A 16144-nucleotide genomic window follows, 5' to 3' on the forward strand; every position below is an offset into this window, starting at 1 on the left:
AGAAAAATTTAGCGTCCCGCATTCCAGATCAAGCGACCCACTTCGCTCGCTGTCTCTTTGGTCCATGCTTCCATAAGTAAAAAGTGTGGAATCAATTGTGATTCCTTGAACCAGCGATCTTCAACCGCTGGGCTCATTCCAATCAGCGCGACTATAGCCACGATAATTAAACCACCTCGTGCTGCACCAAATCCGATTCCAAGAATACGGTCAGTTGCAGACAACCCCGTTGCTTCTACGAGCGCACCGATCAGTTTATTGATCATGACTCCAACAACAAGAGTGGCTATAAAGAGGATAGCAAACGCTGCGACTAAACGTACTGACGGCGTTTGAATATAAGCTTCTAACAGAACTGACAATGACTGCGAAAATAGGCGCGCAACGATAAAAGCCGTTACCCATGTGATCAGGGAAAGTGCTTCTCGAACAAAGCCTCGCCTTAAGCTCATAAGGCTTGATATCGCAATGATGCTAAGTATGGTCCAGTCAGCCCAGTTCATCTTTACAGCTCAGTAAGAAATTGCGCGCATTTTAACAGAGTTTATAGGATCGCTTCACGCTTTATTATTGCGTAGTAAAACGAACAATAATGCCATTCAATCCAAAATCTTTTTTAAGTGATAACTTAAGCGACTCTAATCGGCTCTTTTGGAATTCAGGCCCTACATAAACCTTAATCAATTCACCCTGTTTACGAGTAAAGACTTTGTGCCCTTCACCGATTAGTTGCTTACGCAAGCTCTTAGCATTAGCTTCATCTTTAAAACTAGCAAGCTGCAGCGTCCAAGCCACTGGAACACCTTCTTGGTCAAGTACAGGCTGATCTTTATGAATTTCTAGCTCAACCTTTTGCTCTTTTTCAATCTTCTCGATTACCTGCTTCACCTGTTTTGGTGGTTTAGGCAACTCAACCGGCGGCTTAGGTTCAGCAGGCTTAGAAGTATCAGGCAACGGTTTATTCTGTGGTTCTATACGTACAATTTCAGGACGTTCGGGGCCTGGAGGAATTTCGGACTGAAGGTGTCGCTCTTTATAACCAGCACCGTCAAAAAAAACAGGAAAGATCACCGCTGCAGAGAGAAGAATCACTGCAAACCCTACTAAGCGGTATTTTACTTTCTGCTGCATTAGCTATTTCCTTGCCAAAATCGTCAACGCATCACTGACGGTAAAGAATGATCCCGCAATAATAACATTGTCATTTGGGTTAGTGTCTATTCGAACCGCTTCAATTGCCGCTTTAACTGATGAAAATTCCTGAACCGAAGCCTCATTAGGGAATAGCTCGGCTAACTCAGCAGCTTTTTGCCCTCGCGGAACATTGATGTCAGAAAGATAAGTAGCTTTCACTACTGGAGCTAGTGTATCTATAACTTGCTGACAATCTTTATCCGCTAACATCCCCAAAACGAGATACACATCGCCCGATAATCCTTGGATACGATCACTCAACAGCTCTGCTGCTTCAGGGTTATGGGCTACATCTAGCCAATAATGCAGATTGTCTTGTTCTACATGTTGCATACGACCTGTTAGCGCTGCTTGCTGAATACCTGTTTTAATCTGCTCATCCGAAATCGCTAACGGAATATGCTGAACAATTTTGATTGCGGTAGCTGCATTTTGAATTGGTAGCTCTGGCTGCTTGAGGTCGGTAATCGATTTAGACTGACCTTGAGCATCCTTTCCCTGCCAGCACCACAGTTCGCCGTTTTCTTCATAGGTAAAATCAACACCTGATTGATGTAGATCGGCACCAATCTCATCAGCATAAATAGCAACAGACTTTGGAGGATTGAGATCACCGCAGATAGCAGGCTTAGCAGCACGGAAAATACCTGATTTCTCACGACCAATCACTTCGCGGTTATCACCTAACCAATCAACATGGTCAATCGAGACGGTAGTGACCGCACTAATGTCCGCATCAATGATGTTCACTGCATCTAAACGGCCACCCAAGCCTACTTCAAGCAGAACCAGATCCGGTTTCGTTTCAGAAAAAATAACTAAGGCAGCTAAAGTGCCAAACTCAAAGTAAGTCAGTGGTATCTGACCACGCGCCTGGTCTATTTTTTCGAAAGCATCGCACAATTGTTGGTCAGTTGAATTTTGGCCGTTTAACTTAACTCGCTCGTTATAGTCGATAAAATGAGGAGATGTGTAGCAGCCGACACTGTATCCAGCCTGTTGGTAGATGCTGTTCAAGTAACTAATCGTTGAACCTTTTCCATTTGTACCTGCAACAGTCACAACAGTTGATGCTGACAGATCGATTTTTAACTTTTCTGCAACTTGACTGACACGGCCTAAACCTAGTTCGATTTCAGACGGATGGCACTGCTCCATCCAAGACAACCATTCAGAAAGATTCATTTTTTGATTAGCGGTATTCATAAGACCAACAACTTTTAACAATCACCAGAAACCAAAAAGGCCGGCGTTTTCACGTCGGCCATTTTTATTACCTTGAGCAATTACTCTGCTTCAGGTTTCGCAGGCTCTTCCTCAACAACAACCTCACCCTCAACTGTTTCTACAGGAGGTAGCGGGCTTTGGTTGGTTAGCTTACGCAAGATGCGAGACAAGCGAGAGCGCATTTCACCGCGGTTAATAATCATATCAACCTGGCCATGCTCTAGTAGGAACTCACTGCGTTGGAAACCTTCAGGTAATTTTTCACGAACTGTTTGTTCGATTACGCGAGGTCCCGCAAAGCCCATAAGCGCTTTAGGCTCAGCAACATTCAAGTCACCCAACATCGCCAGCGATGCAGAAACGCCACCATATACTGGGTCTGTCAGTACAGAAATATAAGGCGTACCTTGTAGACGTAGCTTTTCTAGGATCGCACTTGTTTTCGCCATCTGGAATAGAGAGAACAAGGCTTCCTGCATACGCGCACCACCTGATGCTGAGAAACAGATCAGTGGGATATTCTCTTCTAGAGCGATATTGGCAGCGCGAACAAAACGCTCACCAACAACTGCACCCATAGAACCACCCATGAAGCTAAATTCAAATGCAACCGCTACAACAGGCAAACCTTCTAGTTCGCCGCGCATAGCGATCAATGCATCTTTTTCACCCGTGCTTTTCTGTGCTGCACTCAAACGGTCTTTATATTTCTTAGAGTCTTTAAACTTCAGACGATCGATAGGCTCTACATCTGTTGCTAGCTCTTGGCGGTTATCTTCATCTAAGAACAATTCAAGGCGACGACGTGCGTTTAGACGCATGTGGTGATCGCACTTAGGACAAACATTCAGGTTCTTTTCCAACTCAGGGCGGTAAAGAACAGATTCACACTTAGGGCATTTTTTCCACAAGCCCTCAGGGATATTCGAGCGCTTTTTCTCTGAACGAACAAGAGAAGGAACAATTTTTTCCAGCCAGTTACTCATTATTTTAAAACCTTATTAGCTGTCCATTGCTTGACGCATATCTTTGATAATTGCAGCTACCTCAGGAGCGATTTTGCCCTGATCTTTTACTAGAGATGCAATCTTATTAACTAAAACACTGCCGACAATAACACCATCCGCAATTTTTGACACGGCAGTAGCTGATTCAGCATCTTTGATACCAAAACCTACACCTAAAGGAATGTCAGTGTATTTACGAACGATGTCTAGTCTGTCAGCTACAGCCTGAACATCAAGTGAAGCGGAGCCTGTAACCCCTTTCACTGATACATAGTACAGGTAACCACTACCGTTCTCGCAAACGTATTTAATACGCTCTTCTTCAGTAGTCGGCGCCAATAGGTAGATGGTATCAATATCATGCTCACGCATGATCTGGTTGAACTCACCTGATTCTTCAGGAGGAAGATCAACGGTTAAAACACCATCCACACCTGCTTTCTTCGCTTCTTCAGCAAAGCGCTGGTAACCCAGAATTTCGATCGGATTAAGATAACCCATCAAAACGATTGGCGTTTCATTATCTTTCTGACGGAACTCAGCTACCATTGCCAGCACATCAAGCAACCGTACATTGTGTGTCAACGCACGCTCACAAGCTAGTTGGATAACTGGACCATCTGCCATTGGATCTGAAAATGGGATACCCAATTCGATAACATCGGCACCCGCTTCAACCATAGCGTGTAGTAAACCTACTGTAACTTCCGGTGCAGGATCGCCCGCTGTTACATAAGGGATTAGGGCTTTGCGGCCTTCAGATTTAAGCTTTGCAAAGCTTGCAGCAATACGACTCATTCTACTTTTCCTCGCACAAATCAGATATTGATGCCATCGATCTGTGCGACCGTATGAATATCTTTATCACCACGACCAGACAAGTTAACAACAATTGTCTGATCCTTATCCATCTCTTTAGCCAACTTCATTGCATATGCAACTGCGTGGCTTGATTCAATTGCCGGCATGATACCTTCAACGCGTGTTAGTGCACGGAATGCATCCATAGCTTCATCATCTGTCGCATCAACATAAGTGGCACGACCAGTATCTTTTAGGTAAGCATGCTCTGGACCAACGCCTGGGTAATCCAGGCCAGCAGATACAGAGTGAGTACCAATGATCTGACCACCTTCGTCAGACATCAAATATGTACGGTTACCATGAAGCACACCAGGGCTACCTGCAGATAGTGGCGCGGCATGCTGTCCCGTTTCTACACCATAACCGCCAGCTTCAACACCATACATTTTTACAGATTCATCTTCGATGAATGGGTGGAATAGACCAATAGCGTTTGAACCACCACCAACACAAGCTACAAGTGCATCAGGTAGACGGCCCGTTTGATCTAAACACTGTTGACGTGCTTCACGACCTATTACACACTGGAAATCTCGAACCAACTTAGGGTATGGATGTGGACCCGCTGCAGTACCAATGATGTAGAAAGTATTATCAACATTGGTTACCCAATCGCGCATCGCTTCATTCATCGCATCTTTAAGCGTGCGAGTACCCGATTCAACCGCAATAACTTCTGCACCAAGAAGCTTCATACGATAAACGTTAAGTGCCTGACGCTGAACATCTTCAGCGCCCATATATACCTGACACTCAAGACCTAAACGTGCCGCTACAGTTGCAGAAGCTACACCATGCTGACCAGCACCTGTCTCTGCGATAACACGCGGCTTGCCAGTGTATTTAGCAAGAAGCGCCTGACCAATTGTATTATTAACCTTGTGAGCACCCGTATGGTTGAGGTCTTCACGTTTCAGGTAAATTTGTGCACCACCTACTTTTTCTGAAAGGTGCTTCGCATGATACAAAGGCGAAGGGCGTCCAACATAATGTGCCAGATCACGATCAAATTCTTCCTGGAACGCTGGATCTCGCCACAACTTCTCATAAGTTTCTTCTAGCTGCTTAAGCGCAGCCATTAGAGTTTCAGATACGAAACGACCACCGTAAGGGCCAAAATGGCCTTTACTATCGGGCAACTGAGCAAGTGCTTTAAGATCGATATTAGTTGGCACGGGTTACCTCATTTATAAATCTATTAATTTTGTCGGTATCTTTGATACCTTTACTCTTCTCTACCCCACCACTCACGTCTATCGCGTAAGGTTTAACGGTTTGAACAGCCTCTGCTACATTCTCACAGTTAAGCCCCCCAGCAAGAATAATCGTAGCTGGATGAGGTGTAGGAATACGATCCCAGTCGAAGGCTTCACCAGTTCCACCTGGTACACCCGGACGATAAGCGTCCAGCAGAATAGCCTGCGCTGATGTAAATTGTTCTACCGTCTCTGTTAAATCCAGTTCTGGCTTCATCCGTATAGCTTTGATGTACGGGCGGCTCAAACTGCTACAGAACGCTTCAGTTTCATCACCATGAAATTGAAGTAAATCTATACGAGTTTGTTCGATAACTCGATCAATAAACTCTCGCTCTGCGTTAACAAACAGCGCTGTTGTTGTGACGAACGCTGGAAGCTTTGCAATGATTTCTGCCGCTTGTTCAACCTCTACAGCACGAGGGCTCGGCGCATAAAAAACAAAGCCAAGAGAATCGGCTCCAGCAGTAATTGCTGCTAAAGCATCCTCTATATTCGTAATACCACAAATTTTAACGCGCGTTCGGTTCACAGATACAGTTCACTTAGAAAATATCAGGTTGCAAATAGTAGCAGATAGAAGGCCACTAAGTCAGTCAACTATGACAGGAAAAAAGGCCCTATTTTTGATTTTGGCAATTCAAATTCATCAGGATACTTAGCATCGACGAAATAAAGACCATAAGGAGGAGCTGTTACACCACCCTGACGGCGATCCTTAGCATCCAAAACCTCTTTTGCCCATATAGGATCAGCCTCACCGCAACCAACGCTCATCAATACCCCGGCAAAGTTTCGAATCATATGATGCAAAAACGCATTGGCTCGCACATCTAGAACAATCAGTTGACCACTGTGATAAACATCTAGCTGCTTCACCGTACGAACCGGACTGTGCGCTTGACAGCCTACCGCACGATAGGAGGTAAAGTCATGCTCACCAATGAGATAGTTTGCTGCTTCCTGCATCCGCTCTACATCCATCTGCTTGTATGTCCAGGTAATACCTTTTGGCAAAATCGCAGGCTTTACCGGATTACAGTAGATAAGATATCTATAACGTCGCTCTACAGCAGAAAAACGTGCATGAAACTCATCCGATACAGGTACAGCCCACTGGATAGCAATATCATCGGGTAGATTGGTATTCGTACCTAAAACCCAAGCACGGTCCTCTCTTTGTACAGGACTATCAAAATGAATAATTTGATAGGTTGCGTTTACCCGCGCATCAGTTCTACCTGCACAGATAACCGATACAGGTGCATTCGCAATTTTTGAAAGCGCTTTTTCCACTTCCTCTTGAATGCTTGGCACATCACCCTCTTTCTGAATCTGCCAACCACGATACGCCGCACCAGAGTATTCAACACAAAGAGCATAACGATAAGAAGGGGCGATAGAAATCGCCCCTTCTGGTGAACTGTTAAGTTCAGTACAACTTTTTTCTGACATACTACTTTTCGTTAATGGATTTTATCAACGCTTCAGCTTCTTTCTTCTGGTCATCAGTGCCTTCTACAGCAATTTCTTCCAGAATATCTTTAGCGCCTTCGAGGTCTTCCATATCCATATAGGCACGAGCCAGATCAAGCTTAGTTTCAACTTCATCTGCTCCCTCTAACAGGTTTAACCCTGCCAGCTCGTCAAAATCTTCATCCACTGAGGCATCCTCTTCTTCTACAGCACTCTCTTCCAGTACTATATCACCCTCTTCACTATTAAGTAGCGCATCCAATTCAGAATCTAAATCAGCTTCCAGATCATCAGAGATAGATGATTCCAAATCATCATCCTCTAATACAACCTCTTCCTCTGAAGAAGCGGTGGTCGCAGCAGCCCCACCAACAGCAGCATCGGTTAGATCTAAATCGGATCCCAAATCATCCAGCATTGCATCTAGATCATCGGCTGCCGCATCGGATGGTGCTTCTTCTGATTGCTGCTCTTCAAGCTCACCGATCTCTAGATCAGGAGCTATTTCCTGATCCATACTGTCATCGACTTCAGCAAGCAACGCATCAAAGTCTTCATCTGATTCTAGCGATTCTGTGTCCAATTCATCCTGAGCTTCAAGCTGACCTGGAAGAGAAATATCACCTGGATCTGGATTCTCAGCAAGCATTGCTTCCAATGCTTCGTCCGTAACATCTTCTTCTGCAGACTCTTGTTCAGAATCTTCGACAGCCTCTTCTAGATTCCCCATGTCTAAATCTTCAGCTAGAAGAGCTTCTAAGTCATCAGTAGCATCAGATTGCACCGCCTCAACAGACGCTTCTGTCAACGGCTCTTCTTCTACTTCTGCTAATAGATCATCAAGGTCGTCTATTTCTGGCTCTACATCTGTTTGTTCAGCAGCATCTGTCAGTTCTTGGATATCTTCATCGGATACGGAATCAAGCAAGTCATCCAAACCTGATTCGTCAAGCTCTTCAGGAACCGTATCTACTTCCATATCAGAAGCCAGATCCGCTTCTAGGTCGGGACCTTCTGCTTCAAGCTCAGCAACATCTTCCGCAGTTACAAGATCCGGCATCTCATCAACAACAAAATCCAAGTCTGCATCATCGTTTTCAAGCGCTTCAGTCACTGACTCTTCGGCAACTTCATCAACCTTTTCATCAGCTACACTATCAAGGTCAAACTCTAGATCAGTATCATCAAGACCTAAATCGATTTCTTCCTCATCAACCCCTTCTGCTGAATCAGATTCTAGAGCTGCGTCAAGATCAGTCTCATCAATTATAGGCTCAGCATCTTCGACCTCACCTAAAATATCATCCAGCGCATCGGGCTCATCAGCGTCCGCCACTTCCAGCTGCTCATCAGTTTCAACAATATCTGACGGCTCTTCCAGAATGGCATCTAGCTCATCAGCTTCAGACTCTGCTGATGCCTCTTCCGCTTCCTCAACTTCGTCGTCATCTAGACCTAAGTCAAATTCATCATCTTCCAGCAGCGAATCAAGCTCATCTGGATCATCAGTTTCTACTGCCTGAAGGACATCACCCGTTGCATCCTCTTCAAGATCCAAATCCATATCCATATCTAGATCCAGATCGTCCAAATCTTCCAGATCATCGGTATCTGTAAGATCCAAATCTGCATCATCTAACAGATCATCGTCTGCACCTAAATCCAGATCTTCAGCAGCAACATCATCTTCTGCTTCACTGACTTCAGCATCAGCTTCTGAGGCTTCTTCAGGCACCTCTGCTGCATCAACCTCTTCAGGAGTTTCTAGATCCTCAGGCACTTGAACTAATGCATTTTCTTCTTCTACGGTCTCTTCATCTTTTTTACCGCGACGAAGGAAGAAGAAGAAACCACCCAATAACGCTATAAGCGCAGCGCCAATACCACCTAGCATTGCCGGTGATTGCAAAATAGTGTCTAAGAAACTTTTTTCTGGCGGTGGTGGAGGCGGAGTAGCCGCCTTTTCTGCAGCTTCAACTTTATTCTGTAACGTAGCTAGTTCTTTATCTTTCAGCTCTAGCATTTCACGCAATTTGGCTAATTCATACTGAATAGAATCCAGCTTTTCATTTAGCTCTGCATTATCACGGGTAATTTTATCTACGTTTTCAAGAGACTGACTCAGCCTATCTTCAAGCTCCTGATTACGCGCGAGCAATTCTTGCTTCTCAGCATCCACATCACCCTCAGGCTTAGTTTCAGCAGACTCATCCTGCATGTCATTTTCTTGGTCTTGCGGCTTATCACCTTCAGCCTTGTCAGACTGATCCGTCATTGCTCCTTTTTCAGGCTCAATGGAATCTTTTGGCGTAACAATCTTAAGTTCTGCAGACTTATCATCTTCAGGCGCTGGTTTAGGCTCCTCCTCTACAGCTTTAGTAACCGGCTTCTTTTTAGAAGCCTCTACAGGCGCAGAGCTTGTCTTACCTTTATTTTTCCATTCGGACGTCTGACGCACCACTTCAAGTGCAGCATCTTTGGAGTTAAGACGATTAATTTCTTCTCTAGTAGGCAGATCCAAAACAACACCCGCCCTTAGCGCGTTGATGTTGCCATTTACAAATGCATGAGGATTCTTTTTCTGCAAAGCGATCATCATCTTCTTTGCAGAGACGCTTGCACTCGGTCTGTGCTTAATAGCAATGGACCATAGAGTATCCTTTACATCGACATACACTTGAGAAGCATTCGTGCTTATTGATCTTGAACTATCGTTCGTCACCTGCATAGACTTTGACTTTACAGCCGATGAGGTCTCTACAGGGGTGGTAGAAGGCTGAACAGTCTTACGGACAGGTGTTGGATCATAGACGGGAGGATCAAGCAACAAAGTATATTCACGAACCAAACGCCCACTTGGCCAATTCACTTCCACCAAAAAGTTAAGAAAAGGCTCTTTCACAGGTCGATCTGACCGCATAGTGATTAAGCCTGAGCCATCAGGATTAACTTTCACCTGAAAGCTAACATCGGTTAGAAAGCGTGATTTTTCCAAACCAGCCAAAGCGAATTCGTCAATATTCGCCATTCTTGGCTGTATCTGTAATGGGCCTAGCTTCCTCACTTCAAGTAGTTGAATTTCCGCATTTAACGGCTCATTCAATGCTGAGTGAATTTTAATTTCGCCCAATCCCAGCGCATTTGCGTTGGAGGCACTTATAATCCCTGCTACAGCAAGGCTGACGGCGAGTTTTCGCAACATCATCAGTTTCCTTGTTCCCCTACCCTCAAAACTCTGAGTAATTCAGAGGGTTGCGATTCTGAAATCCTTCCACAGTATTGTTTATAAACCGCTTACGGGTCAAGGAAATACAAACAACTGTTTGTATTTCCTCTTAAAAAATCGATCTAAATATACTGTTGGATCAAAATCTCAGCTATTTGAATGCTATTTAGAGCAGCTCCTTTACGCACATTATCGGCAACCACCCATAAATTTATAGCATTTTCACAGGAAATATCTTCGCGAATACGACTAATGAACACCTCATCGTTTTTAGCCGCATCTGTTACAGCAGTCGCGTAACCACCCTCTTCCTGATCATCAACCACCTCTACACCAGCAGAATGACCCAATAGCTCTCGCACTTCTTCAGCACTAATTGGATCCCAGCACTCGATATGCACTGCTGCACTATGACCAAAGAAAACCGGTACACGAACGCAAGTTGGGTTGACCATGACACCTTCATCACCAAGGATTTTCTGTGTCTCCCAAACCATTTTCATCTCTTCGCGGGTATAACCATTATCTTGCAACGCATCGATCTGTGGTAACACATTAAACGCAATCTGCTTAGGGTAGACCTTACTCTCAGGCGTTTGCGCATTTAGTAGCCTAGCAGTCTGACCAGCCAACTCTTCCACGCCACTCTTACCGCTACCAGATACCGCCTGATAAGTTGCAACATTGATACGCTTAACGGAAGCATGACGATGAATTGGAGCAACCGCTAAAAGCATCTGTATTGTGGAACAGTTAGGATTTGCAATAATCCCTCTATTCGGATATTCGGCTACAGCTTCAGGATTTACTTCTGGCACTACTAACGGCACATCATAGTCATAACGAAAACATGATGTGTTATCTATAACGATACAGCCCTGATCTGCAGCCATCTGTGCATACTCTTCTGAGACTGCAGCTCCAGCAGTAAAAAAGGCAATCTGAGCCTGAGAAAAATCAAAATCTTCTATCGCTTCGACTTTATAGTTCTTGTCATTGAACTGAATCTGCTTTCCGGCACTGTTTTCACTTGCTACCAAATACAGATTCTCTACAGGAAATTCACGCTGCTCTAGAATTTCTAGAATTGCTTCACCAACCATGCCTGTTGCGCCAACAACAGCAATATTAAAACCTTGACTCATTTTCGTTTCCCCAAAAGCAAACCAGCCCGAACTAAGTCGGGCTGGTCAATATTCTTAATTAAAGACTGATTTATTAGTCTTCTAACAGAATTCTCAGCATACGGCGCAGCGGTTCAGCCGCACCCCATAATAGCTGGTCACCAACGCTAAACGCGTTTAGATATTCGTCCCCTAGGTTCATCTTACGAAGACGACCTACAGGAACATTCAATGTGCCTGTAATTTTAGCTGGTGTAAGTTCCTGAGCAGTAATATCACGCTCGTTAGGAATAACTTTAACCCAGTCATTTGCTTCTGCCAGCATTGACTCGATCTCATCCATTGGAACATTTTGCTTCAGCTTAATCGTGAATGCCTGGCTATGGCAACGCATCGCGCCAATACGCACACAAGTACCATCAATTGGAATTGGGCTTTCACCCAAACCTAGAATTTTGTTAGTTTCAGCAAACGCTTTCCACTCTTCACGGCTTTGACCATTATCCAGTTTAGTATCGATCCAAGGGATCAAAGAACCCGCAAGCGGTACACCGAAGTTATCGACAGGCATTGCATCGCTGCGAATAGTTTCTGCAACTTGACGATCAATATCCAAGATAGCAGATGCTGGGTTAGCAAGATCTGTAGCAACAGACTCTTTGATGATACCCATCTGAGAGATCAGCTCACGCATGTGACGTGCACCGCCACCGGATGCAGCCTGGTATGTCATGGAGGTCATCCACTCGATCTGACCCGCATTGAACAAACCACCCAAGCCCATCAACATCAGTGAAACTGTGCAGTTACCACCCACGTAAGTTTTGATGCCGTTAGATAGACCGTCTTTGATCACATTCATATTTACTGGATCAAGTACGATGATTGCGCTGTCATCCATACGCAAAGAAGAAGCGGCATCGATCCAGTAACCTTCCCAACCTGCACCACGCAGATCAGAGTAAACCTGTTTCGTGTAGTCACCGCCCTGACAGGAAATAATGGCATCCATCTGTTTCAATTCTTCAATAGATGTCGCATCTTTCAGCGCTGGAATGTCTTTACCAATATCTGGACCAGCCTGACCTACCTGGGATGTGGTGAAGAAGACCGGTTCTTCGATATGATCGAAATCACGCTCTTCCATCATGCGTTGCATCAGCACGGAACCCACCATTCCACGCCAGCCAACAAAACCTACACGTTTCATTAAATTCACCAAATAATCAAATATAAACAACAAAGCCGGTACCGCCATCGATACCAGCTTTCGTATACTCCGAACGCATCAGAGTTGCTCAATTATGCATTATTTCTGCATTTGAGACTATCGTAATCTACCGAGACATCAGTAGATTACGACTATTTTTCTATTATTTATTGCAGAGCAGCAACCACTGCATCACCCATCTCAGAAGTAGACACTTTAGTCATACCTTCTGACATGATATCTGCAGTACGCAGATTCTGATCCAGAACCTGGCTTACCGCAGCTTCGATACGATCTGCAGATTCACCAGCATCTAGAGAATAACGCAGCATCATTGCAGCAGACAAAATAGTCGCCAATGGATTTGCAAGGCCTTGACCTGCAATATCAGGTGCAGAACCGTGGCACGGTTCATACATACCTTTACCATTTTCATCTAGAGACGCAGACGGCAACATACCGATAGAACCCGTCAACATTGCAGCAGCATCAGACAAGATATCGCCGAACATGTTCCCTGTTACTACAACATCAAACTGTTTAGGTGCACGTACCAACTGCATCGCAGCGTTATCTACGTACATGTGGCTTAGTTCAACTTCTGGATATTCTTTTGCCAGATCATCCATAATTTCACGCCATAGCACAGTTACTTCTAGCACGTTAGCTTTGTCTACAGAACATAGACGCTTGTCACGAGCCATCGCAGCTTCAAATGCAACACGACCAATACGACGGATCTCATTCTCATCGTAAACGTAAGTGTTATAGCCTTCGCGAACACCACCCTCTTTTTCACGGATACCACGAGGCTGACCGAAGTAGATACCACCCGTCAATTCACGAACGATCAAAATATCCAAACCAGATACAACTTCCGGCTTTAAGGTAGATGCGTGAGCAAGCTGAGGGTAAAGAATTGCTGGGCGCAAGTTACCAAATAGCTCTAGCTGAGAACGGATACCCAATAGACCTTTTTCTGGACGAATCTGAAAATCAGGGTTTGTATCCCACTTAGGACCACCAACAGCACCCAGTAGAATCGCATCAGATGCTTTCGCAGCTTCTAGAGTCGCTTCTGGCAGTGGTACGCCAGCAGCATCAATTGCAGCACCACCTACGTCAGCTTCGCTGAACTCAAGACCTAGATTATCTTGCTCGTTAACCAATTCCAAAACGCGGCGCGCTTCTGTAACAATCTCAGGACCAATGCCGTCACCCGGCAAAATCAAAACATTTTTAGACATTCTTATAACCTTCCCGATTGCCTCATACAGAGGCTTTATCTAATTCTTAAATTCGATTATTTGATTGCGCCAAACAACCAAGGCGCTGACTGACGACGCTTCTCTTCGTAAGCCTTAATATCATCTGCATGCCGCAGTGTTAGACCGATATCGTCTAAACCATTTAGCAAGCAATGCTTACGGAAATCATCAATTTCAAAAGCCATCTCTTCACCAGAAGGCGTCTTAACAACCTGATTTTCAAGATCAACGGTTAGTGCGTAACCTTCAGTTGCAGCTACCTCTTTAAATAACTGATCAACCTGTTCTTCACTTAAGATGATTGGCAACAAACCATTTTTAAAGCAGTTATTGTAGAAAATCTCTGCAAAGCTCGGTGCGATTACAGAGCGGATACCAAAATCATCTAAAGCCCAAGGCGCGTGCTCGCGGCTAGAACCACAACCGAAATTTTCGCGCGCTAGTAGAACACTTGTGCCTTTATAGCGCGGCAAGTTCAAAACGAACTCTTCGTTTAACGGACGACCCGTACACTCTTGGTCTGGCTGACCTTCATCTAGATAGCGCAGTTCATCAAACAAGTTCTTACCGAAACCAGAACGCTTGATCGATTTCAAAAACTGCTTTGGAATAATCATATCGGTATCAACATTGGCACGATCCAATGGAGCTGCGATACCTGTGTGCAAAGTAAATTTGTTCATGTCGCTCTCCTGATACCTTACTTAATCAACTCACGTACATCGATGAAGTGACCCGTTACTGCAGCGGCTGCAGCCATAGCAGGACTTACCAGATGAGTACGACCACCGAAGCCCTGACGGCCTTCGAAGTTACGGTTAGAAGTAGATGCACAGTGCTCACCATTACCCAATTTATCTGGGTTCATTGCCAAACACATAGAGCAACCTGGCTCACGCCATTCTAGGCCCGCAGCTGTAAAGATCTTATCCAAGCCTTCTTTCTCAGCTTGCTCTTTTACCAAACCCGAACCCGGTACAACCAAAGCCTGAATAATGTTGTCAGCCACTTGACGACCTTCAACTACTTTCGCAGCGTCACGTAGATCTTCAATACGGGAGTTTGTGCAAGAACCGATGAATACACGATCAAGTTTGATATCAGTAATATTCTGATCAGCATTCAAACCCATATATTCAAGTGCACGATTGATACCATCAATCTTAACCTGATCCGTTTCGTTAGCTGGGTTAGGTACTTGTGCAGATACACCAACAACCATCTCTGGAGATGTACCCCAAGTCACCTGAGGTTCAATATCAGCGCCGTCAATAACAACCACTTCGTCGAACTCAGCATCATCGTCAGACACTAGATCTTTCCATGCTGCTACTGCCATATCCCACTGCTCACCTTTAGGCGCAAATGGACGACCTTCAACGTAATCCAGCGTAATCTGATCAACAGAAACCAAACCAACACGAGCGCCTGCTTCAATTGCCATGTTGCAAACGGTCATACGGCCTTCCATAGACATGTTACGGAAAACATCGCCACCAAACTCGATCGCATAACCCGTACCGCCTGCAGTACCGATCACACCAATCACATGCAGCACAACATCTTTCGGCGTTACACCAAGGCCTAGTTCGCCATCAACGCGCACAAGCATGTTTTTCATTTTCTTAGTGATCAGGCACTGAGTTGCCAACACATGCTCAACTTCAGATGTACCAACACCATGTGCAAGCGCACCTAGAGCACCCAGCGTTGCTGTATGAGAATCACCACAAACAGCTGTCACACCAGGAAGAATTGCACCCTGTTCTGGCGCCATTACGTGAACGATACCTTGACGCTGATCGTTCATTTTAAATTCTAAAATGCCAAACTCATCACAGTTGCTATCCAGCGTTTTCACCTGAATTTTAGAAACAGGGTCAACAATCTGATCAACACCACCAGAACGCTCAGTAGTAGGTACGTTGTGATCTGGAGTCGCGATGTTTGCATCAATACGCCATGGCTGACGACCAGCCATACGAAGACCTTCAAAAGCCTGCGGAGAAGTTACTTCGTGCAGAACCTGACGGTCGATATAAATCAAAGAACTGCCGTCATCATTTGTACGAACCAAATGTGATTCGAACAACTTGTCATATAACGTTTTACCAGCCATGGAAGCTCACCTCACTTTATTCTTTTCATTCGCTCAACACTTCCAAAACTGCTGAGCCAACTAATTTATGCAGCAATCCTAGTGCACACTAAGCTACAACACAAATTCATATTTTTTATGCTTTAGATTCCAAATAGGAATACAATAAAGATTCAGAAGGTTACTGCATTAAA

Annotated in this window: 14 protein-coding genes; all 14 read right to left on the minus strand. The window is 44.8% G+C overall.

Annotated elements, in window-relative coordinates:
* Positions 1-8 precede the first annotated feature (8 nt).
* Entirely contained in the window at positions 9-503 is a 495-nt protein-coding gene (locus ACMXYS_RS10085) for a CvpA family protein (RefSeq protein WP_415881575.1), read from the minus strand.
* 64 nt (positions 504-567) lie between these two features.
* Positions 568-1131, minus strand: coding sequence for an SPOR domain-containing protein (locus ACMXYS_RS10090; protein ID WP_415881576.1), 564 nt, complete (start codon positions 1129-1131; stop codon positions 568-570).
* A gap of 3 nt (positions 1132-1134) precedes the next feature.
* A complete protein-coding gene (gene folC / locus ACMXYS_RS10095) occupies positions 1135-2400 on the minus strand; it encodes a bifunctional tetrahydrofolate synthase/dihydrofolate synthase (RefSeq protein WP_415881577.1) in 1266 nt (421 codons plus the stop codon).
* 80 nt (positions 2401-2480) lie between these two features.
* Positions 2481-3407 carry an acetyl-CoA carboxylase, carboxyltransferase subunit beta gene (gene accD / locus ACMXYS_RS10100; protein WP_415881578.1) on the minus strand — a complete coding sequence of 309 codons (927 nt, stop codon included), beginning with the start codon at positions 3405-3407 and terminating at the stop codon, positions 2481-2483.
* A 15-nt stretch (positions 3408-3422) separates the two neighbouring features.
* Entirely contained in the window at positions 3423-4226 is an 804-nt protein-coding gene (trpA, locus tag ACMXYS_RS10105; protein ID WP_415881579.1) for a tryptophan synthase subunit alpha, read from the minus strand.
* Between the two features lie 20 nt (positions 4227-4246).
* Complete coding sequence (gene trpB, locus ACMXYS_RS10110) at positions 4247-5467, minus strand: tryptophan synthase subunit beta (protein ID WP_415881580.1); 1221 nt, start codon at positions 5465-5467, stop codon at positions 4247-4249.
* The gene (locus ACMXYS_RS10115) at positions 5457-6080 is read right to left on the minus strand and encodes a phosphoribosylanthranilate isomerase (RefSeq protein ID WP_415881581.1); all 624 of its coding nucleotides are present in this window, start codon (positions 6078-6080) and stop codon (positions 5457-5459) included. The genes trpB and ACMXYS_RS10115 overlap by 11 nt, the downstream gene beginning before the upstream one ends.
* A 68-nt stretch (positions 6081-6148) precedes the next feature.
* Entirely contained in the window at positions 6149-7003 is an 855-nt protein-coding gene (gene truA, locus ACMXYS_RS10120; RefSeq protein WP_415881582.1) for a tRNA pseudouridine(38-40) synthase TruA, read from the minus strand.
* A 1-nt stretch (position 7004) separates the two neighbouring features.
* On the minus strand, positions 7005-10229 hold the full coding sequence (locus ACMXYS_RS10125; RefSeq protein ID WP_415896425.1) for a FimV/HubP family polar landmark protein: 3225 nt from the start codon (positions 10227-10229) through the stop codon (positions 7005-7007).
* Between the two features lie 143 nt (positions 10230-10372).
* A complete protein-coding gene (locus ACMXYS_RS10130; RefSeq protein ID WP_415881584.1) occupies positions 10373-11395 on the minus strand; it encodes an aspartate-semialdehyde dehydrogenase in 1023 nt (340 codons plus the stop codon).
* Positions 11396-11468: 73 nt separating this feature from the next.
* A complete protein-coding gene (asd, locus tag ACMXYS_RS10135; protein ID WP_415896426.1) occupies positions 11469-12584 on the minus strand; it encodes an aspartate-semialdehyde dehydrogenase in 1116 nt (371 codons plus the stop codon).
* Between the two features lie 167 nt (positions 12585-12751).
* A complete protein-coding gene (leuB, locus tag ACMXYS_RS10140) occupies positions 12752-13831 on the minus strand; it encodes a 3-isopropylmalate dehydrogenase (protein ID WP_415896427.1) in 1080 nt (359 codons plus the stop codon).
* A gap of 56 nt (positions 13832-13887) precedes the next feature.
* Positions 13888-14535 (minus strand): 3-isopropylmalate dehydratase small subunit, encoded by a 648-nt coding sequence (leuD, locus tag ACMXYS_RS10145; protein ID WP_415896428.1) that lies wholly within the window; start codon positions 14533-14535, stop codon positions 13888-13890.
* Between the two features lie 17 nt (positions 14536-14552).
* Positions 14553-15971 (minus strand): 3-isopropylmalate dehydratase large subunit, encoded by a 1419-nt coding sequence (leuC, locus tag ACMXYS_RS10150; protein ID WP_415896429.1) that lies wholly within the window; start codon positions 15969-15971, stop codon positions 14553-14555.
* Positions 15972-16144: the final 173 nt, after the last annotated feature.

The organism is Neptuniibacter sp. QD57_21 (assembly GCF_047778075.1).
In the GTDB taxonomy this organism is placed as follows: Bacteria; Pseudomonadota; Gammaproteobacteria; order Pseudomonadales; family Balneatricaceae; genus Neptuniibacter.